Raw genomic sequence first — 26,703 nt, 5'->3', positions numbered from 1 at the left:
GGTATCGGCAGCCCCAGATTCCGGGTTGCGGCATCTCGACAGGCGGCGCATTCCCGCCTAAACCAGAGGCCATCCTTATCCGTACGATCCCAAGGGCAAGTTCCGCGATGACCGACACGATCAACACCCATGACAGCGACCAGACGCCCGAGCCCGCCGCCCAGGCCGGCGCGACAGAGGCCGGTGCCGACGGGGCCCGAGTTGCCCAGTTGGAGGCGGAGGTCGCATCCCTGAAGGACCAGTTGCTGCGCAATCTGGCGGAGGCAGAGAATGCGCGCCGCCGGGCCGAGCGCGAGCGCGAGGACACCGCCAAATACGCCGTCGCCAAGTTCGCCAAGGACCTGCTGTCAGCCGCCGACAATATGCGCCGCGCCGTGGAAGCGGTGAGCGACGATGTGCGCGCCGAGAACCAGGCCGTGGGCAACCTGCTGACCGGCGTGGAGGCGACGGAGCGCCAGCTGATCGCCGCGTTCGAGCGCGCCGGCATCGCCAAGGTGGAGGCGCTGGGCGCCCCCGCCGACCCGAACTTCCATCAGATCATGATGGAGATCGAGAATACCGGAAAGCCCGCCGGCACCGTCGTCCAGGTGCTGCAGGCCGGCTACACCATCCATGGCCGTCTGCTGCGTGAAGCCATCGTGGGCGTGGCCAAGGGCGATGTCACTGCGCATGTGAACACTAGCGCCTGAGAGGAGAAGCCCTCCCTTCTCCGCGGCATCACCGGGGAGAAGGGAGGGCGCATTTGTCAGGATGTCTGAAACAAAAAGCCCGGCACCATCACTGGTGCCGGGCTTTTTGCTGAATGCTCCGATCCCTGGGATTACAGGACGCGGGCGATCTCTTCCATCTCGAAGGCTTCGATGATATCGCCTTCGCGGATGTCGTCGTAATTCTCGAAGGCCATGCCGCATTCGAAACCTTCGCGCACTTCGCGGACTTCGTCCTTCATGCGCTTCAGGGTCTTCAGCGTGCCCTCGTGGATCACGACATTGTCGCGCAGCAGACGGACCTTGGCACCGCGCTTGACGATACCTTCGCTGACGCGACAGCCGGCGACCTTGCCGACCTTGGTGATGTTGAAGACCTGCAGGATCTGCGCATTGCCCAGGAACTTCTCCCGCAGTGTCGGAGCCAGCATACCGGTCAGCATCAGCTTAACATCGTCGATGATGTTATAGATGATCGAGTAGTAGCGGATTTCCACGCCGTCGCGCTTGGCCATGTCGCGAGCCTGGGGATTGGCACGGACATTGAAGCCCACGACCAGACCCTTGGACGCATTGGCCAGCGTGATGTCGCTTTCCGTGATGGCGCCCACACCGGACGTCAGCACGCGCACCTTCACCTCTGTATGCTCGGCCGTCAGCTTCTCCAGCGCACCGGAGATGGCTTCCACCGAACCCTGCACGTCGCCCTTGATGACGATGGGCAGTTCCTTGGCCTCGCCAGCCTGGATCTGCTTGAACATCTGCTCAAGCGAACCGCGGCCGGACTTGGCGCTCTCGGCTTCGCGCTTCTTGCGGGCGCGGTACTCGGTGATCTCGCGGGCACGGCTTTCGCTGTCGACCACGACCATCTCTTCACCGGCCAGCGGCACACCACCCAGGCCCAGCACCTCCACCGGCATGGCCGGCGGGGCATCGGGCACGTTGGTGCCACGGTCGTTGACGAGGGCGCGGACACGGCCCCATTCGGAACCGGCCACGACGATGTCGCCGACCTTGACGGTGCCGCGCTTGACCAGGACGGTCGCCACGGGACCACGGCCCTTGTCCAGCTTGGCCTCGACCACCACACCTTCGGCGGCGCGGTTGGGGTTGGCCTTCAGTTCCAGGATTTCGGCCTGCAACAGGATGGCTTCTTCCAGCTTGTCCAGGTTCAGGCCGGCCTTGGCCGACACTTCCACGTCCAGGACGTCGCCGCCCATGCCTTCCACGACCAATTCATGCTGGAGCAGTTCCTGGCGGACCCGCTCTGGCTTGGCCGACGGCAGGTCGCACTTGTTGATGGCGACGATGATCGGTACGCCGGCCGCCTTGGCATGGCGGATGGCCTCGATCGTCTGCGGCATGACACCGTCATCGGCGGCCACGACCAGCACCACGACGTCCGTGACATTGGCGCCACGGGCACGCATCTCGGTGAAGGCGGCATGGCCCGGCGTATCGACGAAGGTAATCTTCGACCCGGACTTCAGCTGTACCTGATAGGCACCGATATGCTGGGTGATGCCACCGGCCTCACGGGCAGCGACATCGGTCTTGCGCAGCGCATCCAGCAGCGACGTCTTGCCATGGTCGACATGGCCCATGACCGTGACGACCGGCGGACGCGACACCAGATCTTCTGTCCGGTCCTGGTCGCCCTTCACGCCGATTTCCACGTCGCTCTCCGCGACGCGGACCGGGCGGTGGCCCAGTTCCTGCACCACCAGTTCGGCCGTGTCGGCATCGATGGTCTGGGTGATGGTGGCCATCACGCCCATGCGCATCAGGGTCTTGACGACGTCGGCGCCGCGTTCAGCCATACGGTTGGCGAGATCGCCCACCGTGATGACTTCCGGGATGATAACGTCGCGGGTCACCTTTTGGGTCTCCTGCCGGCCGAACTGGCGCAGACGCTCGCGTTCGCGGGCGCGCTTTGCGGCAGCCATGGACCGACCGCGACGGCCTTCCTCGTCCGACAGGGCCTGGGAGATGGTCATCTTGCCACCGCGACGCTTGTCGTCGACCTTGGCCTTGACCGGTGCGGCGGGCACCTTGGCGGCAACCTTCCCAGGACCACCGGCCACCTTGGCGCGGCGGGGACCATCCTCATCTTCGAAATCGCCGACACGCGGCGGCACACTACCGACCGGCGGACGGGCAGCATGCTGATCCTGCGGCGCTGCGGTACCGGGACGGTTTGCTGCCGGACGGGCCGACCGGTCGTCGTCACCGGCCGCCGGGGCGGCGTGACGGGACCGGCTGGTTTCGGTGCGGGCCGCGGTTTCGGCCTTGCGGGCGTCCTCGGCATCCTTGCGGCGGCGCTCGGCCTCCGCAGCGGCAGCCTTCTCGGCCTCCTGGATGGCGCGCAGTTCCTCCAGCTCGCGACGGCGAACCGTATCCTCGTCCAGCGGCTCGGAAGCGCGGGCGGCGGCATCGGCCTCGGCACGGGCGATGGCTTCGGCACGGGCACGGGCTGACGCTTCTGCGGCAATGGCCGCCTCGGCATCGGCGATGGCCCGGGCCTCGGCCTCGGCAGCCTCCAAGACAGCGCGTTCCTCCGCCTCTTCGGCGGCATAGCGCAGGGCACGCAGGCGGGCCTCACGCTCGGCGTCGCTCAACTGACGGGGGGCATTGCCACGCAGCTGCGGGCCACGGCCACCGGCCGCACCCTCCGCTGCGCGCCGGGCGGCGGCACCGCCATCGGCCACACCGGGTACGGCACCCTTCTCGAAGGTCTTTTTGCGCTTGACCTCGACCGCCACTTCCTTGCCGCGCCCATGCGAGAAGCTCTGGCGCACGGTGCCTGACGCACCGGCGCCGCCGCCCGCCGCCGGCTGTGCCGGGGCCGCCGGCTTCTGCTTATTGGCCCCACCCAGTCCAAGCGTCTGGCGCCCACCCAGGGTAAGCACCTTCTTGTCGCGGTTCTGGTCGTTGGTATCGCTCATCCCTAATCCGACAGTAAGCCGTTGAAATCCAATACGGTCGCCCAAGAACTCAGGCGGCCGTTCCGCCGAGTGCGGAAAGCCGTGCAACTTCGCGACGGAGCTGTTTTGCCAACGGACCCGCCGCCAGCACCACATGTACCGCCTCGTTCCGGCCCAGTGCCGCTCCCAGTTCCGCCCGGTCGAAAGCATCGACCAGCGGCACACCCAGCGCCTGCGCCAAGGCATGCAACTTCGTCCGACCATCGTCGGATCCGTCACACGCCTCCAACCATAACCCTACACTCTTTTGACCCGCACCGCCCGCCCGGCCTATGTAACCGGAGCGCAATGCAGCCTGTACCTTCTCGAAACCCGCCAGCACGCCCCCACCCTTGCGGGCAAGGCCGAGCAGGCCCAGGGCCCGACGGCGAACCAGACGACGCGTCAGCGCTGCCAGGTCCGGGACGGGCTTCACACCCTGCCGGGCGGCCTTGGAGAAAAGCCCCTTGGCCAGGGCCTTTTCAACCAACCCCGCATCAGCCGTCAACCACAGCCCACGACCGGGCAGGGTTTCGTCCACGTCGGGCACCACACTCTGGTCCGGTCCGATAACGAAGCGGATCATACCCGCCTTGTCCTGGACCTTTCCGCTGGCGATGCATCGGCGCAGCGGGCTTTTACGACCCGCCACGGCCTCGGGTTCATCAGCCTGCGCCTCGGCGTCGAGTTCCGGCGGATAGCCGGGCGTCGTGTCAGTGCCGGTGCTCATGCCTCAGTCCCCAATACTCAAACCAAAAGGATGGAAGGCCTCAGCCCTCCGCCCCTTCCTCGTCGGAGAACCAGTGCGCCCGCGCGGCCATGATCAGTTCATTGGCCTCGTCCAGCGTCATGGCATCCTTGCCGATGATGTCCAGCAATTCGTCGCCGGCCAGGTCTGCAAGGTCATCAAGCGTCTTCACGCCCTTCTCACCCAACTTGACCAGCATGGCGGGGGTCAGCGCCTCGAAGGCGGCGACCACATCCTCCACGCCCAGCTCGCGGCGCTTGGCTTCCAGGATTTCGTTCTGCTGTTCCAGGAAGGTGACGGCACGATTCTGCAGCTCGGCGGCCACATCCTCGTCGAACGCGTCGATCCGGGTCAACTCGTCCAGGTCGACATAGGCGATCTCCTCCACCGAGGTGAAGCCTTCGTTCACCAGCAGGTGGGCGATCATGTCGTCGACGTCCAGGGCCTCCATGAACAGGGCCGAACGCGAGCTGAACTCCGTCTGGCGGCGCTCGCGCTCCTCAGCCTCGGTCATGATGTCGATGGTCCAGCCTGTCAGCTGGCTGGCCAGGCGGACATTCTGACCACGGCGACCGATGGCCAGCGACAGCTGGTCGTCGGGAACCACCACCTCGATCTTGTTGCCCTCGTCATCCAGCACGACCTTGGCCACTTCGGCCGGGGCCAGCGCATTGACGACAAAGGTCGCCGGATCGGGCTTCCAGGGAATGATGTCGATCTTCTCGCCCTGCAACTCGCCCACAACGGCCTGAACGCGGGAACCGCGCATGCCGACGCAGGCACCGACCGGATCGATGGAACTGTCCTTGGAGATCACGGCGATCTTGGCGCGGCTGCCCGGGTCGCGGGCCACCGACTTGATCTCGATGATGCCGTCATAAATCTCGGGCACCTCGGCCTTGAACAGGCCGGCCATGAACATCGGATGGGTACGCGACAGGAAGATCTGCGGGCCACGCGGCTCCTTGCGTACATCATAGATGTAGGCGCGGACGCGGTCGCCGGTCTTGAAATGCTCACGCGGCAGGCACTCGTCACGGCGCAGCACGGCTTCGGCCCGGCCCATATCGACGGTGACGTTGCCGTACTCGACGCGCTTGACCAGACCGTTCACGATCTCGCCCTTGCGGTCGATATACTCGTTGTACTGACGCTCACGCTCCGCCTCGCGCACTTTCTGCACGATGACCTGCTTGGCGGTCTGGGCGGCGATGCGGCCGAAATCGATGGGCGGCAGCGGATCGACGATGAAATCGCCCAGCTGCGCCTTGGGATTCTTGCGACGGGCCTTGGCCAATGTGACCTGCACGGCCTCGTTCTCCACCTCTTCCACCACTTCCATGTGGCGGGTGAGCTGGATATCGCCCGACTTGCGGTCGATGCGCGCACGGATGTCGTGCTCATGCCCGTACTTGGAGCGGCCAGCCTTCTTGATGGCCTCCTCCATGGCTTCGAGCACATGCTCCTTGTCGATGTTCTTCTCGCGGGCGACCGCGTCGGCTACCTGAAGCAGTTCCATCCTGGCGAACCCTGCCCTCTATTCCTGATCGTCAAACCGTTCCAACGCCATCGGCGTTGGTGCGGCCATCGGTGGTGTCAACATCCTGGTCGTCATGACGATCCTTACGGGCAAAACGCCCAGGACCCTTCTTCTTGGAGGTCGCCTCTGACGTCGACCTCGAATGCGCTGGCGCGGGACGCTTCACCGGCCGAGCCGTATCGTCCACATCCATCTGTCCGCCTTCAGTACCGGCGACCAGACCCTGCTCATTCGCGACAGCCTGCAACAGGTCGTCGGTCAGTTCCAGCTTGGCCTTGGCGATCTGGGCGAAGGGGATTTCCGCCACCTCCACCAGACTGGGATCAACCTCGACCGGCTTGGCCTTGGCCGAAACCTTGGCACCCGGCTTGCGCTTGGGCGGCTGCGATGTCTTGGCGTCCAGGGCGATCAGCACATTCTCGCCCTCGACCCCGTAAAGCGTGCCGCGGAAGCGCTTGCGCCCATCCAGCGGAATGTCGGTCTCGATACGGGCATCCAGGCCCTTGAACCGCTCGAAATCCTTCAGGCGGGTCAGCGGCCGGTCGATGCCGGGACTCGACACTTCCAGCGTATAGGCCGAAGCGATCGGGTCTTCGACATCCAGCAGGGCGGAAACGGCGTGGGAAATGTCGGCGCAATCATCCACGGTCATGGCGGCGCCATCGGCGCGGTCGGCCATGATCTGCAGGGTCGGGCGCAGCCCGCCGGAAATCTGCAGGCGCACGATCTCATACCCCATGGCCTCGACCGAGGGGGTGATGATGCCGCCGATGCGTTCCAGCACGTCCATTCGCGTTTACAACTCCGTACGCCCGCTGGCCGCCACCGGTGCGAACCGGATAAGCAAGGCCCAGATAAACAAAAAGGCGGGCCAAAGGCCCACCCGCAATGCAGACCAGCCTGCCAACGACGTTCGCTGGCCGGTCCGTATGGGATAAAGATGACGGGTATATAGACCCGTTCGCCGTGCGAGAAAAGGGGAATCGCCTCCGGGGCTTGCATTCCTGCCACCCGGCCGGCCCCGCCGCCATGTGCCGGGGCTCAGCCCGCCGGCTTCTCCCCATCCATCTCCTTCTCCCCTGCCTGCTGCTGTTCCGCCTTGGCCTGGGCGATCTGGGCCAGGCGGTTGCGATAGGCGGTGACGGCACCGCGGATCTCCCCCTCCACCGCCGACAGGTCGGTTCGCCGTGCGGTCAGGGCGCAGATGCCGATGGCGGCGGCACGGAGCGGCTGCACCCCGATCAACGGCTTGTCGGGTGCCGCCTTGAACTGTTCAACGGCGGCGCGGATAGTTGCGGCATAGGTTTCCGCCTGTCCGCGCAGGTCGCTCTCGGGCCGCAGCCGCCGCAGCAGATCGTCCAGCACCGAGCCCGCCCGCAGCAGATGGTCGGCCGCCATGCGGTCGCCCCCCATCGTCAGGCCGGGACAGGCGAAATCGATCAGGAAGGCCACCTGGAAACCATTGCGCACAACCTTCTGCAGGTTGATCGCTTCATGGGCATTGGCCAGCGCCTCGGCGGCGCGACCCCGGTCAAACTGGCCTGCCGCCTTCATGCGCAGGGTGTTGGGCACGTCGAACAACGGGATCTGGATACCTTCGCGCGGCTGGCGCCGGCGGTCGGGGCCGATATAGTCGGCCGTGACCACGAAACTCTTGCGCGCCTCGATCAGATTGACGAGCCGGTCCTGCACCTGCTTGGCGCTGAACGGCTTCACCATCATGTCGTCCGCACCCGTGGCATTGAAGCGCATCAGCAGAGGCTGCGTCGGCTGCCAGGTGGTGGTGATGATGCCCAGGAACGGGTTGTGCGGCGGCTGTGCATGGCGCAGGCCCTGCACGAACTTCAACCCCTCCGGATCGGGCGCATCGGCATCGATGAACAGCAGGTCGGGCTGGATGGCCATCATGGCCGTGGGCACGTCGGCGGTGTTCGGGAAATCCAGGATCCGGTCCACCCCCATGCGGGCCAGAATGCCGCGCAGTAATCGCCGCGTATTGACCTCCCGATCCACGATGACGACGGCGAGGGAACGGAAATCATATTCAGCCATGAGCCGGCCCTCCCAGGCCGGAAGAAAGCGCGATGCCAGCGCCAACATCCGCTTCGATCAGTTCATATAGCCAGCACGTCCGGCCGGGCAAGGATACGGGTTTTCCGGTTACCAAAAGCTTGAAGCCGGGAGCGGCGGTGGGCCGCCCCTCCTCATCCCCCGTATCCAGCAGGCAGCGCCAGGCGCCGCCCCCCTGCACCGCGGGCAGGATGAAATCCGCGGCCGCGTCGCCGGCATTGACGATCAGCAGCAGCACCCCGTCCAGATCGGGCGTGCCATCGGCCGACAGATGCGGGCCGGCCTTGCCGTTCAGCAGCAGGCCCAGGCAACGGGCCTGCCCGTCGCGCCATTGCTCAGCCGCCTTCTCCACCCCCTGGGGATTGATCCAGGTGATGTCTTTCAACCCGTCTGCCGACACTTCCCGCCCATGCAGGAACCGGCCCCGGCGCAGCACGGGATGGGTGCGGCGCAGGCCCGTCAGGCGTGCCACGAAACGGCTGGCCGCCCGTTCATCCGGGCCCAGGCCGGGCCAGTCGATCCAGCTGACCTCATTATCCTGGCAATAGGCGTTGTTGTTGCCCTGCTGACTACGCAGCAGTTCGTCACCCGCCGTCAGCATGGGGGTGCCCTGCGACAGCAGCAGCGTGGCCAGCATGTTGCGGCCCTGCCTGCGGCGCACCGCCTTGATGAACGGGTCGTCGGTCGGCCCCTCCACCCCATGGTTGAAGCTGAAATTGGCGTCGTGGCCGTCGCGATTGCCTTCCTGATTCGCCTCATTGTGCTTGACATTGTAGGCGGTGAGGTCGGCCAGGGTGAAGCCGTCATGGCTGGTGATGAAGTTGATGCTGGACCAGGGGCGGCGGCGCGCATTGTCAAAAATGTCGGCCGACCCGGTCAGCCGCGCCGCCAGTTCCGGCAGCATGCCCTCATCCCCGCGCCAGAAGCGGCGGATCGTGTCGCGGTAGCGGTCGTTCCACTCGCTCCAGCCCGACGGGAACTGCCCCACGCGATAGCCACCGGGACCGATATCCCAGGGTTCCGCGATCATCTTCACCCCGGCCAGCACCGGGTCCTGACGCACCGCGTCCAGGAAGCCGGCACCATTGTCATAGCCGTGGCTTTCACGCGCCAGTGTCGTTGCCAGATCGAAACGGAACCCATCGACATGCATGTCGACCACCCAGTGGCGCAGACTGTCCATCACCATCTGCAACACGCGCGGATGAGCCAGATTAAGGGTATTTCCGGTACCGGTATGATCTTGGTAGAAGCGCTTGTCATGCGGTTGCAGCAGATAATAGCTGGCATTGTCGATGCCGCGGAACGACAGGGTCGGGCCCAGATGATTGCCCTCTCCCGTATGGTTATAAACCACGTCCAGGATCACCTCGATCCCGGCATCATGCAGGCGGGCGACCATGTTCTTGAATTCCCGCGTCGACCGCCCCGTCATGTAACGGGGCTCCGGCGCGAAGAAGCTGATGCTGGCATAGCCCCAGTAATTGTGCAGGGACCGTTCCACCAGATGCCGGTCGTCGGTGAAGCCATGGACCGGCAGCAGTTCCACCGCCGTCACACCCAAGGCCTTCAGATGGTCGATCATCGGCTGGCTGGCCAGGCCGGTGAAGGTGCCGCGCAGGCCGGGGGCGATATCGGGATGGCGCAGCGTCTGGCCGCGCACATGCGCCTCATAGATGATGGTATCGGTCCAGGGCACACGCGGCCGGCGCTCCAGCCCCCAGGTGAAGGCCGGGTCGATCACCCGGCATTTGGGCATGCCGCGGGCATTGTCGCGCCGGTCGATGGACAAATCCTCGCGCGCCGCCCCCATCCGGTATCCGAAATGCGCGTCCGACCAGCGCATGGGGCCTTCCAGCGCCTTGGCGTAAGGATCCAGCAGCAGCTTGTTGGCATTGAACCGGTGGCCTCTGGACGGGTCGTAGGGGCCGTGGACGCGATAACCATAGAGCAGGCCCGGCCGCGCTTCCGGCAGATAGGCGTGCCAGACATCGTCGGTACATTCCGGCAGGATGATGCGCTCGATCTCGCGGCTGCCGTCGCTGTCGAACAGGCACAGCTCCACCTTTTCCGCATGGGCGGAGAACAGGGCGAAATTGACGCCCAGCCCATCCCACGTCGCCCCCAGCGGATCGGGACGGCCAGGCCAGACGATGGTGCGCGCGGCGCCGGTGGATCGCATGGGGCTAGGCCTACCTTCCTTGCCGGATCAGATGGACGACAGCATGCCAAACTTGCACGGCCCGCGCCAAGAGGTTGAGGATACTATGGAACCGCTTGGTTAACGAATTGTCTCGCCATCGGCCGCACTGGCCAGTGATGCCTGTCGGTGCAGTACGGTTTCACGATGGATGATGTAAAGGCCGGACGCCGCCACAATGGCACAGCCGGTCCAGATGGCCGCATCCGGTACTTCGGCGAAAAAGATATAGCCGAATCCGGCGGCCCAGATCATCGCCACATATTCGAACGGCGCCAGCAGCGACGGGGCCGCCAGGCGGAAGGCTTGGGTGAAGACGATCTGTGCCACACCACCCACAATGCCGACCAGGGCCAGCAAGCCCAGGCCCACCGCATCGGGCGTGCGCCAGCCGGGGATCATGCACACAAAGCTGACCAGCCCCATGGTGACAACGAAATAGAAAGTGATGGCGCCATTGCTCTCCGTCCGCGCTAGCGCGCGGACGAACAGCATGGACAGCGCATAGAAGAAGGCGGCCCCCAACGGGATCAGGGCCAGCAGGCTGAACATCCCCTGCCCCGGCCGCAGCATGACCATGACGCCGCCGAATCCGACCAGCACCGCCAGCCAGCGCCGCCAGCCCACCTTCTCCTTCAGCACCGGTACGGACAGGGCCGTCATGAACAGCGGTGCGGCAAAGCCGATGGCATAGACATCGGCCAGCGGCATGACGGCGAAGCCATAGAAGAAGCCATAGGCCGCTGCCACGCCCATCAGCGACCGGGCGGCATGGGCGGTCACACTTTTCGTGCGCAACGACGCCACCCCGCCCGTGCGCGCGATCAGAATGCCGATGGGAGCCAGGGAGAAACTGGCCCGGAAGAACATGATCTGCCAGGTGCCGTAATCGGCGGTCAGATGCTTGATCATGGCGTCCATGATGCCGAACAGCAGGGTGGCCAGGACGAAGAAGCCGATGCCGGACAGCGCACGCCCCGCCATCATCCGCAATCCCGCTCTGCCGTCGCCGCCACCTGCCGGCCCAACACCGTCTCGCGATACAGGATGTAGAGGCCGCTGGAAATGACGATGGCCAGCCCGATGAACAGGGTGCGATCCGGCACGTCGCCGAACACCAGCCAGCCGAACAGCACGCCCCAGATGATCTGGCTGTACTGGAAGGGTGCCGCCACCGCCGCCGGCACCTTGCGAAACGAGGTCAGCAGGCAGACAAAGGCCACGCCGCACAGCGTGCCGCCGATCGCCGACAGGCCCAGATCATGCAGCGTCGGCATCCGCCCCAGCCAGGGCGTCATGGCGCCGAACACCGTCCCGCTGGCCAGCGTGGCATAGAAGGCGAAGGAGACGCTGGTTTCCGTGTTGCGGGCCCGGCGCGTCACCAGCATGCCCACCGAATAGAACAGCGCCCCGGCCAGCACCGCCAGCGACCCCAGATTGATCAGCCCGCTGCCCGGCCGCAGCATGATCAGTACGCCCACGAAGCCCACACCGATGGCCGACCAGCGGCGCCAGCCGACGGGTTCCTTAAGGATCGGTACAGCCAGCGCCGTGATGAACAGGGGGGCGGTGAAGGCCAGCGCATAGGCATCGGCGATGGGCATGCGCGAATAGGCCCAGAAGGCGAAGAAGCTGCTGAACAGGCCGCAGGTGGCGCGGATGACGTGATAGATCGGCCGGCGCGTGCGCAGATTGTTGTAAAGCCCGCCGAACAGGGCAGCATAGGCCAGGATCGGTCCCATCGCGAACAGGCTGTTCAGTGCGATGATCTGGGGCACCGCATAGGTCTTGGTCAGCAGCTTGATGGTGACATCCATCCCGCTATAGAGCGCGAAGGCCGCGAAGGCGAGCGCGATGCCCGCCGGGAAATTCTCTTCCCCCTGCTGGGCCTTGGGACGGGCGGTGATGGTGACCATGGGATTTGTATCGCATCGCGAAAGCGGCAGTGAACGGAATGGTACGGGCCCCGCGGCCCGGGAGATAGTCCCGTCCCGCGCATGTCGCCCCTGCTATCACCCCATGGACATTGGAAAAACCCACGATATGGGCGAAAAGCGCAAGGTCTTCCCATTTCGGCAAAGGCGGTATGCGATGAGTGCCTTGACCATCACCCCTCCCCAACCCGCTGATTTCAACGATTGGCGGCACCTGTGGACGGAATATCTGGCCTTCTACAATACCAGCCGGGATGAAGCGCTCTATCATCGCAACTGGACGGAACTGCTGCGGCCCGACGGTGTGGTCCGGGGCTTTGTCGCGCGCGGAGCGGATGGCCGGCTGCTGGGCCTGACCCACTACCTGTTCCAGGCCACTGCCTGGTCGCAAGCGCCGGTCTGCTATCTCCAGGACCTGTATGTGGATGAGACGGCGCGCGGCCTGGGTGTCGGTCGTGCGTTGATCGAAGCCGTGGCGCGGGTCGCGGAGCAGACGGGCGCCGTCCGCCTCTATTGGCTGACGCATGAGACCAACACCACCGCCCGCGCCCTCTATGACCGGGTGGCCAGCTATAAGGGCTTCGTGCGGTATGATTACGACCTGGAAGCGCGCTAGACCTGTTCCTCAGGCGCCGGCGCCCACATCCGTGGGCTTGGCTACGCCGCATGGGCGGCGCGGCGGCAGTCGCCGCCGAATGCCAATGGTCAAACCTTGACCATTGGCATTACAGATCGTCGAACTCCGGCAGCTTCAAATCCTTGGCCCCGGCATGGCGCACATCGGTGGTGTTGGCCCCGTCCAGGGCCAGCGCGGTGCAGATGGCACCGCTCAGATCGGCGCCGATCAGCACCGCCCCGCCCAGATCGGCGCGGGTCAGATTGGCCTGGGTGAACACGGCCTGCGTGGCCTTGGCCTTGCGCATGTTGGCCCCGCCCAGGTCGGCCTTGTCGAAGCGCGTGCGACCCAGATTGGCAGGCCAGAGGCGCGTGGCGTTGCTCTGGATCTGCACGGGCCCCAGATCGGCGCGCACCAGGACCGCGCCTGTACAGGTCGCCCGTTCCAGGCTGGCGCCGCGCATGTCGGCCGCCGTCAGGTCCACTTCACGCAGATCGGCCAGCGACAGGTCGGCCATGGCCAGGGTGCAGCCCGACAGGTCGGCCCCGCGCAACATGGTCCGGTGCATCAGGGCCGCCGACAGCACCAGCCCCGACAGGTCGCGCCCGTTCAGGTCCACGCCCGACAGATCGGCGCGCAAGCCTTCGCGCCCCTGGCTGTCCACCCAGACGCGGTGATCAGCCAATATCTGCTCCAGGTCACGCCCGTCGGTGGACAGGTCGCGCGACAGGATGGCCCCTTCCAGGTCGGCCGCCCGGCGCGTCACGTCATCCATGATGACGCCGATCAGGTCGGCCCCCAGGAAGCGGGTGGCGTTCAGTTCCGCTCCCGTCAGGTTGGCACCCGACAGCTTGGCACCCGACAGGTTGGCCTCCCGCAGGTCGGCGCCGGTCATGTCACAGCCCGTCAGGTTGGAATTGGACAGGTTGGCGCGCACAAACTTGGTGCCGCGCAGGATGGCATCCGTCAGATCGGTCTGCATGACGAAGGCGTTGGAGATCTTGGCCCGCGACAGGTCGGCGGCGCGGATGGTGGCCACCGACAGTTCGGTATTGACCGATATCGCCTCGAACTCGTGCGCGGCGATGTCGCCATTCTTGCGCACATGCATGATGGTGCCATCGCGCAGGTCGCTGTCCGACATGATGGCTTCGGTCAGCACCGCCCCCCGCAGGCAGGCCCCACGCAGATCGGCCCGGCGCAGGTCCGCCCCCTCCAGATTGGCCAGGCGCAGGTCGGCGGCATAGAAATTGGCCCCCGCCAGGTTCGCCCCCTCCAGCCGCGTGCCGAACAGCTTCGCCCCCGACAGATCGGCATCCGACAGGTCGAAGCCCGACAGGTCCATATGCGACAGGTCGCGCAGTTTCAGATTGGCGCGCGCTCCGCCCGCCTGCCGGCGTAGAAAGGCCTGATGGCGGCTATGAACCCCCTGCAATTCCGCAACAGTGATCCGCGACCGGTCCGGCCCGCGCCCCAGTTCGCCGCCCATGTCCTACCCTTCACCTTGGCTGAATATTCAATGTGACCAAAGGACCCGTAAGGATCAGCCTAGCATTAAGATTATAAAAGTGAAAATTCCGTATAGACGGACAGGCCGACTATTACGGAAGGATGTGCCTTTCCTTCAAGTCCCAACCCCTGGTCGGCATGAACAAGCCGGGACCCCGCCCTTCCCGGCTGCGCATTGACTCACGGCCTCACCCCCTGTATCAACTCGGCCACCCTGCAATGGGTATCGAATTCGGCACCGAGGTGCCCCGCCGGTCCGCGAGTGTCGCGCACTGGCGCTTTTGCGTTTGGGCATATCCCATGCGTGAGGGCGAAAAAACGGGGCGCTGGCGGGACCGGGATGGAAGGCTGGTAATGTTCGACGGATTGACGGGACGGCTTGGCGATATCTTCGACCGCCTGCGCAAGCGCGGGGCGTTGTCGGAGGATGACGTCAATGCAGCCTTGCGTGAAGTGCGCATTGCCCTGCTGGAAGCCGACGTCGCCCTGCCCGCCGTGAAGTCCTTCGTCACCGGCGTGAAGGAAAAGGCCGTCGGGACCGAGGTGCTGCGTGGCATCAATCCCGGCCAGATGGTCATCAAGATCGTCCATGACCATCTGGTCGAACTGCTGGGCAATCAGGTCGAGGATCTGAACCTGGAGGCCGTGCCGCCGGTTCCCATCCTGATGCTGGGCCTGCAGGGGTCGGGCAAGACCACCACGTCGGCCAAGATCGCTGTCCGCCTGAAGAACCGCGACAAGAAGAAGGTGCTGCTGGCGTCGCTCGACACCCGCCGCCCGGCGGCGCAGGAACAGTTGCGCATCCTGGGAGAGCAGACGGGTGTGGCCAGCCTGCCCATCATCGCCGGTCAGCAGCCGGTGGAAATCGCCCGGCGTGCCATGGAAGTGGGCCGCCTGGAAGGGTTCGACGTCGTCATTCTGGATACCGCCGGCCGCTTGGCCATCGACGAGGAGCTGATGGCCGAGGTCGTGGCCATCCGCGATGCGACCCATCCGGTGGAAAGCCTGCTGGTCGTCGATGCCATGACCGGCCAGGACGCGGTCACCGTCGCCACCAATTTCAATGAGAAGGTCGGCATCACCGGCATCGTCATGACGCGCATCGACGGCGATGCGCGCGGCGGTGCGGCTTTGTCGATGCGCCACGTCACCGGCAAGCCCATCAAGCTGATGGGCATGGGCGAGAAGACCGACGCGCTGGAGCCGTTCCACCCCGACCGCATCGCCGGCCGCATCCTGGGCATGGGCGACGTGGTCAGCCTAGTGGAGAAGGCCGCCGAGAGCATCGACAAGGAAGAAGCCGAAAAGCTGGCCAAGAAGCTGGAAAAGGGCGGCTTTGACCTGGATGACATGCTGAGCCAGATGCGCCAGATCAGCAAGCTGGGTGGCATGGGCGGGATGCTGAACCTGCTGCCCGGCATGGGCAAGATCAAGGATCAGCTGAAGGGCGCCAATATCGACGACAAGATCCTGAAGCGGCAGGAAGCCATCATCCTGTCGATGACCAAGAAAGAGCGCAAGAAGCCCGACATCCTGAACGCGTCGCGCCGTCGGCGCATCGCGCTGGGGGCCGGCGTCACCGTCGCCGACGTGAACCGCCTGATCAAGCAGTATCAGGACATGTCGGAAATGATGAAGAAGATGCGCAAGCTGGGCCAGAAGGGCCTGATGCGCCAGGGCCTGGGGGCTTTGATGCCCAAGGGCATGCGCTGATGGCCGGTACGCTGGACATGGAGATGCAGTCCCTGTCGCTGGACAGCCTGTGGTTCGATGCCACGCTGGCGGCACTGCTGCATGGGGTGAACAGCACCCTGTTCGCGGCCGTGCATCGCGACGGACCGGCCTTGCGCCGCCTGGCTGGACTGGTCGCATTCGTGGTGCTGACCATGGCGCTGTCGGCCCTGCTGGGGCGTGGTTGGGCCCTTGGCTTCCTGGCCGCCTCCAGCGTCTTTACCTTCTATTTCCATGCCGTCTGGCTGCCGGGTCATGGCGTCAATGGCTGGACCGGGGAGCCGCGCGAGCGCTATCTGGCCCTGATCCGCCGGAAGGACCGCACATGAATGTGAAAGTGCGCAATCCGGCCGCCCCGGACCATGCCACGCTGCTGACCCCGCGCCTGACGCTGCGGCCGCTGTCGGCCGCCGATACCGACGCCATGCATGCGATCTTCAGCGACGCGGAGACCATGCGCTACTGGTCCCACCCGGCCGTCACCAGCATCGAAGAGACCCAGGCTTCGATGGAGAAGGCGCTGGCCGAGGACGACAGTGTGCGCAGCTGGGCCGTGACCACCGACGGGCGGAATTGTCTGGGCTGGGCCAACCTGTTCGGCGTGCGCGACGGCATGGGCTGGATCGGCTATATCCTGTCGCCCGCCGCCCGCGGCAAGGGCTATGGCGAGGAAGCGGTGGAAGCGGTTCTGAACTATGCGTTCGGCGCCTGGGGCCTGCACCGGCTGTCCGCGAACATCGACCCGCGCAATCACCGGTCGGCGGGATTGCTGCTGCGCCAGGGTTTCACCTGGGAAGGCAACCAGCGCCAGGATTTCCCCTTTGCCGGCGATTACATCGATACCGGCATCTTCGGCATCCTGGCATCCGACTGGCAGAAGCGGCGGGAAAATCCGCCCACGCCGCTGGCCACCTTGCGCCATGGTCCGGCCGTGCTGCGCCCATTGAAGGCCAGCGACGCCGACGCCCTGCACGTCGCCTTTGGCGATCCGGACAGCATGCGGTACATGCCGCACCCGGCCTATACGGATATCGAGCAGACCCGCGACAAGATTCTGTCCATGGCATCGGGTGCGCGCGCCGGCTGGCACTGGGCCGTCACCAGCGATGGCGGCGAGTCCCTGGGCTGGTCGCTGTTGCTGAAGGAAACGCCCAGTCAGGTTCATCTGGGCTATATCCTGACACCGGCCGCGCGTGGCAAGGGGCTGGCCAAGGCCGCTACCGCCGCCATGCTGCGTTATGCCTTCACCGTGCTGAAGAAGGCCCGCGTGGAAGCCGAGTTGGACCCGCGCAACGCGGCGTCGGCCGCCGTGCTGGAAAGTGCGGGCTTCGTACGCGAGGGCATACGCCGCCAGGGCAGTATGCGCCCGGATGGCGAGCTGGTGGATAACTGCATCTACGGAATCCTGGCGTCCGAATGGACGGCAGCGAATGGCGGGAACGAAAAATGACCCGCCGACCAAGAACATCGTCGCACGGGTCCGATCTGAACCGCGGCGGTTACCCTTTCATCCAGATCACCTTCAATCAATAGCTCAAGGAAGACTTCCATGTCCGTTAAGATCCGTCTGGCCCGTGGTGGCTCGAAGAAGCGTCCGTTCTACGCCATCGTCGTCGCCGACAGCCGCGCGCCGCGCGACGGCGCCTTCATCCAGAAGGTCGGCACCTACAACCCGATGCTGGCCAGCGACCACGCCGACCGCGTGACCCTGAACGAAGAGGCCATCAAGGGCTGGCTGGCCAAGGGCGCCCAGCCCACCGACCGCGTCACCAAGTTCCTGGCCAAGGCCAACCTGATCGCCACCCCGGCCATCATCGAGAGCCCGAAGAAGTCCGCCCCGAAGGCCAAGGCCCAGGAGCGCGCCAAGCTGGCCGCCAAGGCCGCCGCGGCTGAGTAAGTGATATGGATGGGGCAGCTCGTTTGGGGCCGCCCCATCGGTGGAGTTCAAAGATGACCGATCGCGTTTGCGTGGCCCAGATCATCGGATCGCATGGGGTTCACGGCCGGCTGCGGGTGAAGAGCTTCACCGGCGATCCTGAGGCCGTGTTCGATTACAACCCCCTGACGGACGAGGCGGGCACACGGAATTTCACCCTGCGCATGACCGGAATGGGCAAGGACCATTTCCTGGTCGAGGCCACGGGCGTGAAGGGCCGCGACGCCGCCGACGCGCTGAAGGGCGTCAAGCTGTTCGTGCCGCGCGACCGGCTGCCCCTGCTGGATGATGAGGACGAGTTCTACCATGCCGACCTGATCGGCCTGGGTACCGTCACCCAGGGGCCGGACGGTGATGTCGATTTCGGCATCATCAAGGCCGTCCATGATTTCGGGGCCGGCGATGTGCTGGAACTGGCGCATGTGTCGGGCAAGACGGTGTTCATACCGTTCTCCCGCGCCGTTGTGCCCGTCGTGGACGTCAAGGGCGGCCGTATCGTCATCGAGCCGCCCGTCAACCTCTTCACCCCGGCCAAGCCGGACGCCGAAGAGCTGGCGGAAATGGGCGGCAAGCTGTCGCTGGATGACGAGCCGACCGGTGACGAACAGGCCGGTGGCGAACAGGTTGGCGAACAGCCCGAGGGCGGGGAGACGGCGACAAGCCGTTGATCTGCCATGCCGGAGTCCAAGTCCCCTTTCTGGCACGTGACCGTGCTGACCCTGTTCCCGGAGATGTTTCCGGGGCCGCTGGGGCTCAGCCTTGCGGGAAAAGCGCTGGAAAAGGGCACCTGGACGCTGGAAAAGCTGGACATTCGTTCGTTCACGCGCGATAAGCACCGCTCCGTGGACGATACCCCGTTCGGCGGCGGCCCCGGCATGGTCATGCGCCCGGATGTGCTCGATGCAGCCATCCGTGAAGCAAAGGCCAGGCAAGAGGCAGCCGGACTGAAACCAGGGCGGATCGTCTACCTTTCACCGCGTGGACGCGTGTTGGACCAGGCGCTGGTGCGAGAGATCGCCAGCGAAGGGACCCTGACATTGCTGTGCGGGCGGTATGAGGGGATCGACGAACGGGTGATCGAGGAACATCGCCTGGAGGAGGTCTCCCTGGGCGATTTCGTGCTGTCCGGTGGTGAGCCGGCGGCCCTCTGTCTGATCGACGCCGTGGTCCGGCTTTTGCCGGGTGTCATGGGGAACGTCGAGACGGCGGGGGAAGAGAGTTTTGAACGGGGGTTGCTGGAGTACCCCCATTATACGCGGCCACCCGTCTGGAATGGCCGTGCGGTGCCGGAGATCCTTTTGTCCGGTCACCATGAGAAGGTCCGGGCCTGGCGGCTCGAACAGGCGGAAAAGATCACAGAGGCCCGACGGCCCGACCTGTGGTCCGACTACCTGGCCAACCGCCCGGCCCCAAAGGTGAAGAAACGCCGAGCCCGTCGGGCATCGGCCGCGCCAACCAAAACCACCGCGATCCCGGACGGGAACGGTGGCAGTAGCGAAGGATGAGTACCATGAACATTCTGCAGAAGCTGGAAGCCGAACAGGTCGCCAAGCTGACCGAAGGCAAGAAGATCCCGACCTTCTCCCCCGGCGACACCGTGAAGGTGAACGTGAAGGTGACCGAAGGTACCCGTGAGCGTATCCAGGCCTATGAAGGCGTTGTGATCGCCCGCAAGAATGCCGGCATCAATTCCAGCTTCACCGTCCGCAAGATCTCCTACGGCGAAGGCGTGGAGCGCGTGTTCCCGCTGTACAGCCCGCGCCTGGACAGCATCGAGCTGGTCCGCAAGGGTCAAGTCCGTCGCGCCAAGCTGTATTACCTGCGTGGCCTGACCGGCAAGTCCGCCCGTATCGCCGAGCGCACGACCGGCCGTGGCATGAAGAACGGCCGCTCGATCGTCACCGCCGACTGATCACTCCTGCCTTCAGGCTTGAAAGGAACACCCCGCCGGATGCTGTCTGGCGGGGTGTTTTGTTTTGGGCATAGCGCTTTACGCTCTACTGCCGTCGTCCCGGCGACAAGCCGGAATGACGGCAGAGGAAACTACCCTGCTGCCGCCGTTTTCTTCTCCGCCCAGCGCACCCCCTGGGTGATAGCGAAGGTCATGGTCAGATAGATGGCGCCGGCGATGATGAACATCTCCACCGGCTGGAAGCTGCGCGACGCGATGGTACGGGCCGCCCCCGTCAGTTCCACCAGCGTGATGGCGCTGGCCAGTGACGTGGCCTGCACCATCTGGATCATCTCATTGCCATAGGCGGGCAGGATCTGGCGCAGGGCCTGGGGCAGCACGATGCGGCGATAGAGCAACGGACGCGACATGCCCAGCGCGCGGGCCGCCTCGATCTGGCCGAAGGGCACCGCCTGGATACCGCCGCGCATGATCTCCCCCGTATAGGCGGCCGTGTTCAGGGTCAGGGCGATGATGGCGCACCAGTATGCCTCGCGCAGGACGGGCCACAGGAAGCTTTCGCGAATGCCGGCGAACTGGCCCAGCCCGTAATAGATCAGGAATATCTGCACCAGCAGCGGGGTGGACCGGAACAGGAAGACATAAGCGCCGGTAATGCCGGAGATTATCCGGCTGGACGACATCCGCCCGAACGCCACCGCCAGCGCCAGCGCGAAACCAAGGCCCAGCGACAGCACTACCAACTGCACCGTCACCCAGGCACCCGACAGCAGGGAAGGCAGGGAGGCGAGGATCATGTCGATATTCATCGCCCCGCCCCTCAGTTCGCCACGGCGCGGCGCACGCCGCGTTCGGCCCGCCGCGCCAGGGCGCGGAACAGGGCCTCCGAACAGGTGGTCATCACCATGTAGATCAATGCTGCCGTCACATAGAACAAGAAGGGCTGGCGGGTGGACTGCATGCCCAGATAGGCTTGGCGCATCAGTTCGGCAAGGGAAACGACGGAGACCAGGGTCGTGTCCTTCAACGTCATCTGCCAGACATTGCCCAGGCCCGGCAGGGCATAGCGCAGAGCCTGGGGCACCAGGATGCGGCGCAGGATCAGCAGCCGGCCCATGCCCAGCGCCCGCGCTGCTTCCAATTGCCCCCTGGGCACGGCCCGCACGGCCCCGCGGATCACCTCCGTCGCATAGGCGCCCGACACGATGCCCACTGCGGCCACCCCCACCGCGAAGGCCGACAGATCCACCCGCCCGCCATAGCCGAACAGATGCGCCACCCAGGTGATCAAGCCCGACCCGCCGAAGAACAGCAGCCAGATGACCAGCAGGGCCGGCACGCCGCGTACCACCGTCGTGTAAAGGGCGGCCAGCCAGCGCAAGGGGGCGGGTCCCGACAGCTTGGCCGCCGCCGCACCCGACCCGACGATGATGCCGATCAGATAGGCGAAGACCGCGACTGCCAAGGTCATGACCGCGCCGCTGGCGATCTCGTCACCCCAGCCGTCGCTGCCGAAACGGAGAAGATCAAGCATGGGGGCGTCCCGGTCGCGGCTCAGCGGTTGCAGACATCGGCGAACTCCGCGGCGAACTGGTCCCAGCGACGATTGTTCAACACCCAGTCGGACCCGGCGAGCCCCATCGCCCGCGCGTCATCCCGGTTCTGGTAGGCATGTTCCATGGCCTCCAGCAACTCCTCCACGTCGCTTTCGCCCCAGTAGCGGGTGTTCCCCTTTTCATCCGGCACCGGACCCTGCCGACCCAGGACATAAGTACGGTTGTCACCGATCAGGTCCAGATGGCCGGTATTGGCCGACAGGACCAGCGGTATGCCGCATGCCATCGCCTCCATGGCCACCAGGTTGGTGCCGGGCTCGCAACGGTTGGGGAAGACGGCCAAATCGCATTCACGCAAGATCGGGGCGATCCGGTCACGCGACAGGAAGCCGATATCGATGAAGGAATCCTGCGGCAGGCCATTATCCAGCAGCCAGCGCCCCACATCCACGCTATGGCCATCCTCCGTCAGTTCCAGAGGCACCAGACCCAGGCGGCTGTTGCGCATGGTCATGGCTGTTCCCGGCCAGAAATTGCCCCAGACCGTCAGAAGAAGCGCCTCTGGATGGCGCTGCTGGAAGGTGCGGAAGGCGGCCAGTACAATGTCCTGTCCCTTGCGGAACTCGACCTTGCCACCGGAGAAGATTACGAACCGATCGCCAAGCTTGCCCGTCTTCGGACCCGGCGACACCTCAGCCGGATCCACCCCCTGGAAGACGCAGTCCGACGCCATGCCATAGTCGGCCAGGACCCGCTGGTTGAAGGTGGAATGGATGACGACGCGGCTATAGGAGCGGGCATCGGCCTGCGCCCGATCATCCAGGTTGGTTTCGGTGAAGGCCCCCACCCCGACATTGCGGTCGCCGAAGATGGGCTGCTCCGGCAGGCCGGGCCGCATACTGCCATCCAGCGCATAAAGCACGGTCGCGTTCTCAAGGTAGAGGCGCCGGCCCTGCGATTTCACATGCTCCAGATAGGAGGCCAGCCGGATCGTTCCCGGCTCCAGCACCTTCAGCTTTTCCACCGTCTGGGGGCGCAGCGTCGTCGTGTCCAGCGGGTTCAACAGCAGCGGCGAGCCGCCCGTCCGCATCAAATGCAGACAGGTGTGCAGACCGACCAGCCCCCAGCCATGCAGCTCGGTCAGCTTCCAGTTCAGAATGAAGGGACGGTAAGGCTGGTCGGTCAAGGTATGAACTCCCCCGGCGGCGTGCGGTCGCGGATCAGGGCATGGAACTGTCAAAGCCGAACCACTGCACCGACAAGTTCTTCATGGTGCCGTCCGCCTTCATGTCGGCGATGGCCTTGTTCAGCGCCGCCAGAAGTTCCGGGCGGCCCTTGGCGATGGCGATCCCCTGGCCGCGCCCGAACAGGCCGCCATCGAAGCCGGGCCCAAAATAGCTGAAATCCTTGCCTTCGGGGCGCTGGAGGAAGGCGTTCCAGGTGATGGCGTCGGCCAGACCGATCTCCACCCGGCCTGTCTGCAGGTCGAGTGCCAGATTCTCCTGCGTGTCATAGCGGCGGATATCCACCACGTCGGCCAGATACTTGTCGACGAAATTGGCGTGGATGGTGCTGGTCTGCACGCCCAACACCTTGCCCTTCAGCAGGCCTTTGATCTTGTCGATCGCTGCCTGTTCGTCGGCACTGATCTCCGTCAGGTCGATGCGCTCCAGCCCGTAATCCGCTTCCTGCAGGGGGTTGGCGTTGGCGGAAACCAGATAGGCCGGGGTGGTGGTATAGCCGCTGGAGAAATCCACGGCCGCCAGGCGTTCATCGGTGATCGACATGCCGGCGACGATGGCGTCGAAACGGCCGGCCTGCAAGGCCGGGATCATGCCGTCCCAGGCCTGGGCCATGAACTGGCATTCGGTGCCCATACGCTTGCACACATCTTTCATCATGTCGATCTCGAACCCGACCAGGGTGCCGCCGGCATCGACCATGTTGTAGGGCGGATAGGCGCCTTCCGTAGCGACCCGCAGCGGATTGGGGATGCCACCCGTCGCGGCGGTGGACGGCTCATGCTTGGCCTCGTCCTTGCCGCAGCCCGAGAGCGCCATCATTCCAGCCAGCGCCAGCGTCGCCATCAGCTTCTTCATCACGTCCATACTCCCCCAGAACCTGGAAACCATGACCGGATTGCCCGGCTCATTCATGCGTTCGGATTGACCCGTTACCGCTGCCCCTCGCGGGACAGGAACTGCCGGCAACGCTCCGACTTGGGATTACCGAACAGTTCCGCCGGCGATCCCTGCTCCTCGATGCGGCCCTGATGCAGAAAGACGACCTTGTGCGCAACCTCGCGCGCGAACGCCATCTCGTGGGTGACGATCAGCATGGTCGCCCCCTCCGTCGCCAGGTCGCGGATGACCTTCAGCACCTCCCCCACCAGTTCGGGGTCCAAGGCGCTGGTCGGCTCATCGAACAACATCACCTTGGGTTCCATGGCCAGCATGCGGGCGATGGCGGCACGCTGCTGCTGTCCGCCCGACATCTGCGAGGGATAAGCGTCGCGCTTGGCCGACAGCCCGACCTTGGCCAGCAGCGCGTCGGCCTTGGCGATGGCCTGGTCCCTGGGCTGCTTGCGCACATGCACCGGCGCCTCAATGATGTTTTCCAGCACGGTCATATGGGTCCAGAGATTGAAGCTCTGGAACACCATGCCGCAACGCTGGCGGATCCGTTCCACCTGGCGGGGATCGCCGGGGGCGGCGCCATGGCGGCCGCGCTTCATGGCGATCTGCTCGCCCCCGATGCACACCAGCCCGTCGTCGGGTATCTCCAGCAGGTTGATGCAGCGCAGCAGCGTGCTCTTGCCCGACCCCGACGATCCGATCAGGGCCACCACCTCCCCCTCCGCGGCGTTCAGCGACACGCCCTTCAGCACCTCATTGTCGCCGAAGCGCTTGTGCAAAGCCTCCACCTGGACGGCGGGAACGGAACCGGGAACGACGGAGGCAGGCGGCATCGGCATCCATTAAGATCAAGGCAATGAATTCGTGCCAAGCTACCCCGCCAAGGCACAGCCGCGAAAGGGGAAATCCTGGGTTTCGCATGCTATTCGATTTGGGCGGCGCGGTGATGGCCCGCCCGTGTTATCAGTTGCACGAAGAAGCAGCAGACTGACCGGATCCGACACCGACATGAGCCAAGGCATCCAGCCCAGCGCGAATCGCAGCACGCATTTCCTGTTCGACCACAAGGTCTTCACCGTGGATGGCTGCCGTTTCGTCTGGTCCAAGTCATCGGATGAGGCGGTGATGCGTTTCATGCTGGGCAAGGTCCAGGCCGAGGTGGCGGTCGACAAGCTGTGCAACGAGTTCAAGATCGACCCCAAGAGCTTCGACGGCCAGTTACTGGGCATGGTGACCAAGGGGTTGAAATATGTGCGGGAAATCCGGCCCGGCGACACCATCCCCAATGAGCTGATCGACGGCACCGCCTCCTGGCGGGTCGACGAGCGTCATTACCTGATCGCCAAGGGTCGGCTGACCATGCAGATGGTGACCTGGCTGACGGGGGGCGAGACGGTGGTGTCCAGCCCGGAGCAGCTGGAGCAGGTGCTGGAAGATCCCAACACCAAGTCCCGCGTGCGCGAAGCGTTCGAGGTGATCGCCAACAAACTGTCCCTCTCCGGCAATGCCGAGGAGCAGGTGGAGACGCGCATCGACACGCTGGCCAAGGAATTGTCCTATGTGGAGGCGCTGCGCGAACGGGCGGGCAAGCTGAACAAGATCCGCGATGGCCTGGAGACCGCCCACCGCATCTACAAAAACGAGCGGAACCTGAAGGAGGAGATCGTGCGGATGCAGACCCTGTCGCTGCCGCCGATCACCGATCTGGAACAGCGATTCGCCCAGATCGATGCCCAGACGGGCGAGATCCTGTCCATGCTGGCCAAGTTCGACAAGAACATCACCTATGTCCGCGAAATGCGCGACGACCTGCACCAGACCCTGCTGCCCTGGGACGAGGTGATGGAGGATTGGGAAGGCGTGGTGACGGAGAAGAGCCAGCCTTTCGAGGCTGTGCTGAAGAAAACCTACCAGTTCCTGGCCAGGAACTATTCCCAGGCCAAGCATTGGCGCTTGGCCGCACGGCGGGCGCCATAAACCTTTATTTCGTGCACCCTCAATCGCCGGGCGCCGCCATCCGGCGGCTTGGCTTACGGCGCACGAGCGCCGGGCCGGCGGTCGCCGACCTCCAGCGGCAAACATGCCGCTGGCCTACCAGAGCGCGGACAGCCGACCTTCAATGCGCCGCTGGCGTCTTCACTTCCGGCGACACGTACCGGAAGCTGATGCTCTTCGCCTGCGTGCCCTCGCGTTCGGGCATGCGCGACTCGAATTTGGTGGATTGGTTCGGGAACAGGCGGCGCACGGGCGGGATGATGCGCCAGGCGTAAAGCTCCTTGCCATCCTCCCCCAGGGCGACGGCCTGGATGTCGGGCACGTCGCGCTGGCTGCTCGACTTGTTGGCGATCTCCCCCGTCACGAACAGCAGGTTCACACCTTCAACGTCGCGCACTTCCACCCTGGTGGATTTGGGATCGCCCAGTTCGGACAGGCCCGCACCCGGCAGTTCCGCCAGCCCCGCCATCTCATACAGCGGGAAGGCGGCGGGCCAGGCCTGGATCACCATGTCCTTGCCGAAATACAGGCCGGCCCCGATGCCCCCCACCACCAGCACCAGCCCCGCCCAGGCCAGCATGGCCGCGCGGCGCGCCCGGGCCTGTCCGGGAACGGCGGGCAGGTTGCTGCCCTTAGGCATGGGACGCGGACGGAAGGGACGGGCCAGTCCCATATCATCGGCATCGGCGTCGAATCGTGAGGATTCAAAGCCGCCGGCATCCTTGCCCAGATCGCCGAAGCCCGACAGGTCGTCCGGTGGATCGTCGAACAGATTGCCGCGCGGCTCTTCCACCGGTGGCGGCGGCGCAGGAGGGGGCGGCGGGGAAACGGCGTTGCGGGCCGGTGGCCGGGCTGCGGGACTGCTCGCGGCGGCAGCGGCGCCAGGCCGCTCCACTGTGGCCAGCGGCGCCTTGGCGGGCGCACGGGGCGGGGCGGCAGCACGGTTTGGCGGGGGCGGCGGAGAGACCGCCATGCTGGGTTCGGCGAACCAGACATGGCCGCACTGGCCGCATTTCACCTTGCGGCCCGCACCCAGAAGACGCCCGTCGAGCATGAAACGTTTTGCGCAGGACGGACAGGAAAGAATCATCGGGTAGGGGCGCCGGGGTGCGGGTGGGCCGATATTGCGGCGCCGGGACCCATGCCCCACC

Annotated in this window: 25 protein-coding genes; 10 read left to right on the top strand and 15 right to left on the bottom strand. The window is 65.2% G+C overall.

The features are described from left to right. The first annotated feature begins 107 nt into the window (after nt 1-107). The gene (grpE, locus tag AC1Q7F_RS01710) at nt 108-689 is read left to right on the top strand and encodes a nucleotide exchange factor GrpE (RefSeq protein WP_492503159.1); all 582 of its coding nucleotides are present in this window, start codon (nt 108-110) and stop codon (nt 687-689) included. Nucleotides 690-820: 131 nt separating this feature from the next. On the opposite strand, the gene infB is transcribed toward grpE, so the two are convergent. The 8 genes from infB to AC1Q7F_RS01670 form a co-directional block, all read right to left on the bottom strand. Then, entirely contained in the window at nt 821-3,652 is a 2,832-nt protein-coding gene (gene infB, locus AC1Q7F_RS01705) for a translation initiation factor IF-2 (RefSeq protein WP_492503157.1), read from the bottom strand. Between the two features lie 49 nt (nt 3,653-3,701). Beyond that, complete coding sequence (locus AC1Q7F_RS01700) at nt 3,702-4,400, bottom strand: RNA-binding protein (protein ID WP_492503155.1); 699 nt, start codon at nt 4,398-4,400, stop codon at nt 3,702-3,704. Between the two features lie 40 nt (nt 4,401-4,440). Beyond that, complete coding sequence (nusA, locus tag AC1Q7F_RS01695) at nt 4,441-5,937, bottom strand: transcription termination factor NusA (RefSeq protein WP_492503153.1); 1,497 nt, start codon at nt 5,935-5,937, stop codon at nt 4,441-4,443. A gap of 31 nt (nt 5,938-5,968) precedes the next feature. Further along, a complete protein-coding gene (gene rimP / locus AC1Q7F_RS01690) occupies nt 5,969-6,748 on the bottom strand; it encodes a ribosome maturation factor RimP (RefSeq protein ID WP_492503151.1) in 780 nt (259 codons plus the stop codon). A 251-nt stretch (nt 6,749-6,999) separates the two neighbouring features. Then, nucleotides 7,000-8,010, bottom strand: coding sequence for a response regulator (locus AC1Q7F_RS01685; protein ID WP_492503149.1), 1,011 nt, complete (start codon nt 8,008-8,010; stop codon nt 7,000-7,002). Next, the gene (gene glgX, locus AC1Q7F_RS01680) at nt 8,003-10,210 is read right to left on the bottom strand and encodes a glycogen debranching protein GlgX (RefSeq protein ID WP_492503147.1); all 2,208 of its coding nucleotides are present in this window, start codon (nt 10,208-10,210) and stop codon (nt 8,003-8,005) included. Before glgX ends, AC1Q7F_RS01685 begins: the two co-directional genes overlap by 8 nt. 99 nt (nt 10,211-10,309) lie before the next feature. Continuing rightward, nucleotides 10,310-11,212, bottom strand: a complete 903-nt coding sequence (locus AC1Q7F_RS01675; RefSeq protein ID WP_492503145.1) for a DMT family transporter — start codon at nt 11,210-11,212, stop codon at nt 10,310-10,312. Next, on the bottom strand, nt 11,212-12,144 hold the full coding sequence (locus AC1Q7F_RS01670; RefSeq protein ID WP_492503143.1) for a DMT family transporter: 933 nt from the start codon (nt 12,142-12,144) through the stop codon (nt 11,212-11,214). Before AC1Q7F_RS01670 ends, AC1Q7F_RS01675 begins: the two co-directional genes overlap by 1 nt. Nucleotides 12,145-12,319: 175 nt before the next feature. Between AC1Q7F_RS01670 and AC1Q7F_RS01665 the strand changes: the two genes are divergently transcribed. After that, nucleotides 12,320-12,778, top strand: a complete 459-nt coding sequence (locus AC1Q7F_RS01665; protein ID WP_492503141.1) for a GNAT family N-acetyltransferase — start codon at nt 12,320-12,322, stop codon at nt 12,776-12,778. Between the two features lie 109 nt (nt 12,779-12,887). Here AC1Q7F_RS01665 and AC1Q7F_RS01660 read toward each other — a convergent pair whose 3' ends face one another. After that, nucleotides 12,888-14,267, bottom strand: a complete 1,380-nt coding sequence (locus AC1Q7F_RS01660; RefSeq protein WP_492503139.1) for a pentapeptide repeat-containing protein — start codon at nt 14,265-14,267, stop codon at nt 12,888-12,890. Nucleotides 14,268-14,641: 374 nt separating this feature from the next. On the opposite strand from AC1Q7F_RS01660, the gene ffh reads away from it, so the two are divergent. The 7 genes from ffh (at nt 14,642) to rplS (ending at nt 19,866) form a co-directional block, all read left to right on the top strand. Then, nucleotides 14,642-16,000: a signal recognition particle protein gene (gene ffh, locus AC1Q7F_RS01655; protein ID WP_492503137.1), complete on the top strand. Its 1,359-nt coding sequence runs from the start codon at nt 14,642-14,644 to the stop codon at nt 15,998-16,000. Then, the gene (locus AC1Q7F_RS01650; RefSeq protein ID WP_492503136.1) at nt 16,000-16,347 is read left to right on the top strand and encodes a hypothetical protein; all 348 of its coding nucleotides are present in this window, start codon (nt 16,000-16,002) and stop codon (nt 16,345-16,347) included. Before ffh ends, AC1Q7F_RS01650 begins: the two co-directional genes overlap by 1 nt. After that, nucleotides 16,344-17,468 carry a GNAT family N-acetyltransferase gene (locus tag AC1Q7F_RS01645; RefSeq protein ID WP_492503134.1) on the top strand — a complete coding sequence of 375 codons (1,125 nt, stop codon included), beginning with the start codon at nt 16,344-16,346 and terminating at the stop codon, nt 17,466-17,468. The genes AC1Q7F_RS01650 and AC1Q7F_RS01645 overlap by 4 nt, the downstream gene beginning before the upstream one ends. A 99-nt stretch (nt 17,469-17,567) precedes the next feature. After that, complete coding sequence (gene rpsP, locus AC1Q7F_RS01640) at nt 17,568-17,915, top strand: 30S ribosomal protein S16 (protein WP_421899956.1); 348 nt, start codon at nt 17,568-17,570, stop codon at nt 17,913-17,915. A 53-nt stretch (nt 17,916-17,968) separates the two neighbouring features. After that, nucleotides 17,969-18,622, top strand: a complete 654-nt coding sequence (gene rimM / locus AC1Q7F_RS01635) for a ribosome maturation factor RimM (RefSeq protein WP_492503132.1) — start codon at nt 17,969-17,971, stop codon at nt 18,620-18,622. A 6-nt stretch (nt 18,623-18,628) separates the two neighbouring features. After that, nucleotides 18,629-19,459, top strand: a complete 831-nt coding sequence (gene trmD / locus AC1Q7F_RS01630; RefSeq protein WP_492503131.1) for a tRNA (guanosine(37)-N1)-methyltransferase TrmD — start codon at nt 18,629-18,631, stop codon at nt 19,457-19,459. A 5-nt stretch (nt 19,460-19,464) separates the two neighbouring features. Beyond that, a complete protein-coding gene (gene rplS / locus AC1Q7F_RS01625; RefSeq protein WP_492503129.1) occupies nt 19,465-19,866 on the top strand; it encodes a 50S ribosomal protein L19 in 402 nt (133 codons plus the stop codon). A 131-nt stretch (nt 19,867-19,997) separates the two neighbouring features. Here the strand turns inward: rplS and AC1Q7F_RS01620 are convergent, their stop codons facing one another. From AC1Q7F_RS01620 to AC1Q7F_RS01600, 5 genes are all read right to left on the bottom strand, one after another. Continuing rightward, a complete protein-coding gene (locus AC1Q7F_RS01620; protein WP_492503127.1) occupies nt 19,998-20,675 on the bottom strand; it encodes an ABC transporter permease in 678 nt (225 codons plus the stop codon). 11 nt (nt 20,676-20,686) lie between these two features. Beyond that, the gene (locus tag AC1Q7F_RS01615) at nt 20,687-21,400 is read right to left on the bottom strand and encodes an ABC transporter permease (protein WP_492503125.1); all 714 of its coding nucleotides are present in this window, start codon (nt 21,398-21,400) and stop codon (nt 20,687-20,689) included. A 20-nt stretch (nt 21,401-21,420) separates the two neighbouring features. Then, on the bottom strand, nt 21,421-22,608 hold the full coding sequence (locus AC1Q7F_RS01610; RefSeq protein ID WP_492503123.1) for a glycosyltransferase family 4 protein: 1,188 nt from the start codon (nt 22,606-22,608) through the stop codon (nt 21,421-21,423). A 34-nt stretch (nt 22,609-22,642) separates the two neighbouring features. Beyond that, entirely contained in the window at nt 22,643-23,521 is an 879-nt protein-coding gene (locus tag AC1Q7F_RS01605; protein ID WP_492503121.1) for a transporter substrate-binding domain-containing protein, read from the bottom strand. A gap of 74 nt (nt 23,522-23,595) precedes the next feature. Next, nucleotides 23,596-24,396 carry an ABC transporter ATP-binding protein gene (locus AC1Q7F_RS01600; RefSeq protein ID WP_492503120.1) on the bottom strand — a complete coding sequence of 267 codons (801 nt, stop codon included), beginning with the start codon at nt 24,394-24,396 and terminating at the stop codon, nt 23,596-23,598. Nucleotides 24,397-24,565: 169 nt separating this feature from the next. Between AC1Q7F_RS01600 and AC1Q7F_RS01595 the strand changes: the two genes are divergently transcribed. After that, nucleotides 24,566-25,534 carry a hypothetical protein gene (locus AC1Q7F_RS01595; RefSeq protein WP_492503118.1) on the top strand — a complete coding sequence of 323 codons (969 nt, stop codon included), beginning with the start codon at nt 24,566-24,568 and terminating at the stop codon, nt 25,532-25,534. A gap of 139 nt (nt 25,535-25,673) precedes the next feature. On the opposite strand, the gene AC1Q7F_RS01590 is transcribed toward AC1Q7F_RS01595, so the two are convergent. Further along, entirely contained in the window at nt 25,674-26,642 is a 969-nt protein-coding gene (locus tag AC1Q7F_RS01590) for a zinc-ribbon domain-containing protein (protein WP_492503116.1), read from the bottom strand. Between the last annotated feature and the right edge of the window lie 61 nt (nt 26,643-26,703).

The organism is Niveispirillum sp. GW835-FHT14G11 (genome assembly GCF_058793615.1).
This window is presented reverse-complemented; position numbering and strand designations above follow the sequence as displayed.

Bases quoted from the DNA above. Each gene is read 5' to 3' on its own strand.
- nusA (WP_492503153.1), bottom strand. From the start codon at position 5,937: ATGGAACTGCTTCAGGTAGCCGACGCGGTCGCCCGCGAGAAGAACATC.
- ffh (WP_492503137.1), top strand. From the start codon at position 14,642: ATGTTCGACGGATTGACGGGACGGCTTGGCGATATCTTCGACCGCCTG.
- rpsP (WP_421899956.1), top strand. From the start codon at position 17,568: ATGTCCGTTAAGATCCGTCTGGCCCGTGGTGGCTCGAAGAAGCGTCCG.
- glgX (WP_492503147.1), bottom strand. From the start codon at position 10,210: ATGCGATCCACCGGCGCCGCGCGCACCATCGTCTGGCCTGGCCGTCCC.
- AC1Q7F_RS01670 (WP_492503143.1), bottom strand. From the start codon at position 12,144: ATGGTCACCATCACCGCCCGTCCCAAGGCCCAGCAGGGGGAAGAGAAT.
- AC1Q7F_RS01620 (WP_492503127.1), bottom strand. From the start codon at position 20,675: ATGAATATCGACATGATCCTCGCCTCCCTGCCTTCCCTGCTGTCGGGT.
- rimM (WP_492503132.1), top strand. From the start codon at position 17,969: ATGACCGATCGCGTTTGCGTGGCCCAGATCATCGGATCGCATGGGGTT.
- AC1Q7F_RS01675 (WP_492503145.1), bottom strand. From the start codon at position 11,212: ATGGCGGGGCGTGCGCTGTCCGGCATCGGCTTCTTCGTCCTGGCCACC.
- AC1Q7F_RS01605 (WP_492503121.1), bottom strand. From the start codon at position 23,521: ATGAAGAAGCTGATGGCGACGCTGGCGCTGGCTGGAATGATGGCGCTC.
- AC1Q7F_RS01660 (WP_492503139.1), bottom strand. From the start codon at position 14,267: ATGGGCGGCGAACTGGGGCGCGGGCCGGACCGGTCGCGGATCACTGTT.
- trmD (WP_492503131.1), top strand. From the start codon at position 18,629: ATGCCGGAGTCCAAGTCCCCTTTCTGGCACGTGACCGTGCTGACCCTG.
- AC1Q7F_RS01590 (WP_492503116.1), bottom strand. From the start codon at position 26,642: ATGATTCTTTCCTGTCCGTCCTGCGCAAAACGTTTCATGCTCGACGGG.
- AC1Q7F_RS01650 (WP_492503136.1), top strand. From the start codon at position 16,000: ATGGCCGGTACGCTGGACATGGAGATGCAGTCCCTGTCGCTGGACAGC.
- infB (WP_492503157.1), bottom strand. From the start codon at position 3,652: ATGAGCGATACCAACGACCAGAACCGCGACAAGAAGGTGCTTACCCTG.
- rimP (WP_492503151.1), bottom strand. From the start codon at position 6,748: ATGGACGTGCTGGAACGCATCGGCGGCATCATCACCCCCTCGGTCGAG.
- AC1Q7F_RS01595 (WP_492503118.1), top strand. From the start codon at position 24,566: ATGAGCCAAGGCATCCAGCCCAGCGCGAATCGCAGCACGCATTTCCTG.
- AC1Q7F_RS01685 (WP_492503149.1), bottom strand. From the start codon at position 8,010: ATGGCTGAATATGATTTCCGTTCCCTCGCCGTCGTCATCGTGGATCGG.
- AC1Q7F_RS01615 (WP_492503125.1), bottom strand. From the start codon at position 21,400: ATGCTTGATCTTCTCCGTTTCGGCAGCGACGGCTGGGGTGACGAGATC.
- AC1Q7F_RS01600 (WP_492503120.1), bottom strand. From the start codon at position 24,396: ATGCCGATGCCGCCTGCCTCCGTCGTTCCCGGTTCCGTTCCCGCCGTC.
- AC1Q7F_RS01645 (WP_492503134.1), top strand. From the start codon at position 16,344: ATGAATGTGAAAGTGCGCAATCCGGCCGCCCCGGACCATGCCACGCTG.
- rplS (WP_492503129.1), top strand. From the start codon at position 19,465: ATGAACATTCTGCAGAAGCTGGAAGCCGAACAGGTCGCCAAGCTGACC.
- AC1Q7F_RS01700 (WP_492503155.1), bottom strand. From the start codon at position 4,400: ATGAGCACCGGCACTGACACGACGCCCGGCTATCCGCCGGAACTCGAC.
- grpE (WP_492503159.1), top strand. From the start codon at position 108: ATGACCGACACGATCAACACCCATGACAGCGACCAGACGCCCGAGCCC.
- AC1Q7F_RS01665 (WP_492503141.1), top strand. From the start codon at position 12,320: ATGAGTGCCTTGACCATCACCCCTCCCCAACCCGCTGATTTCAACGAT.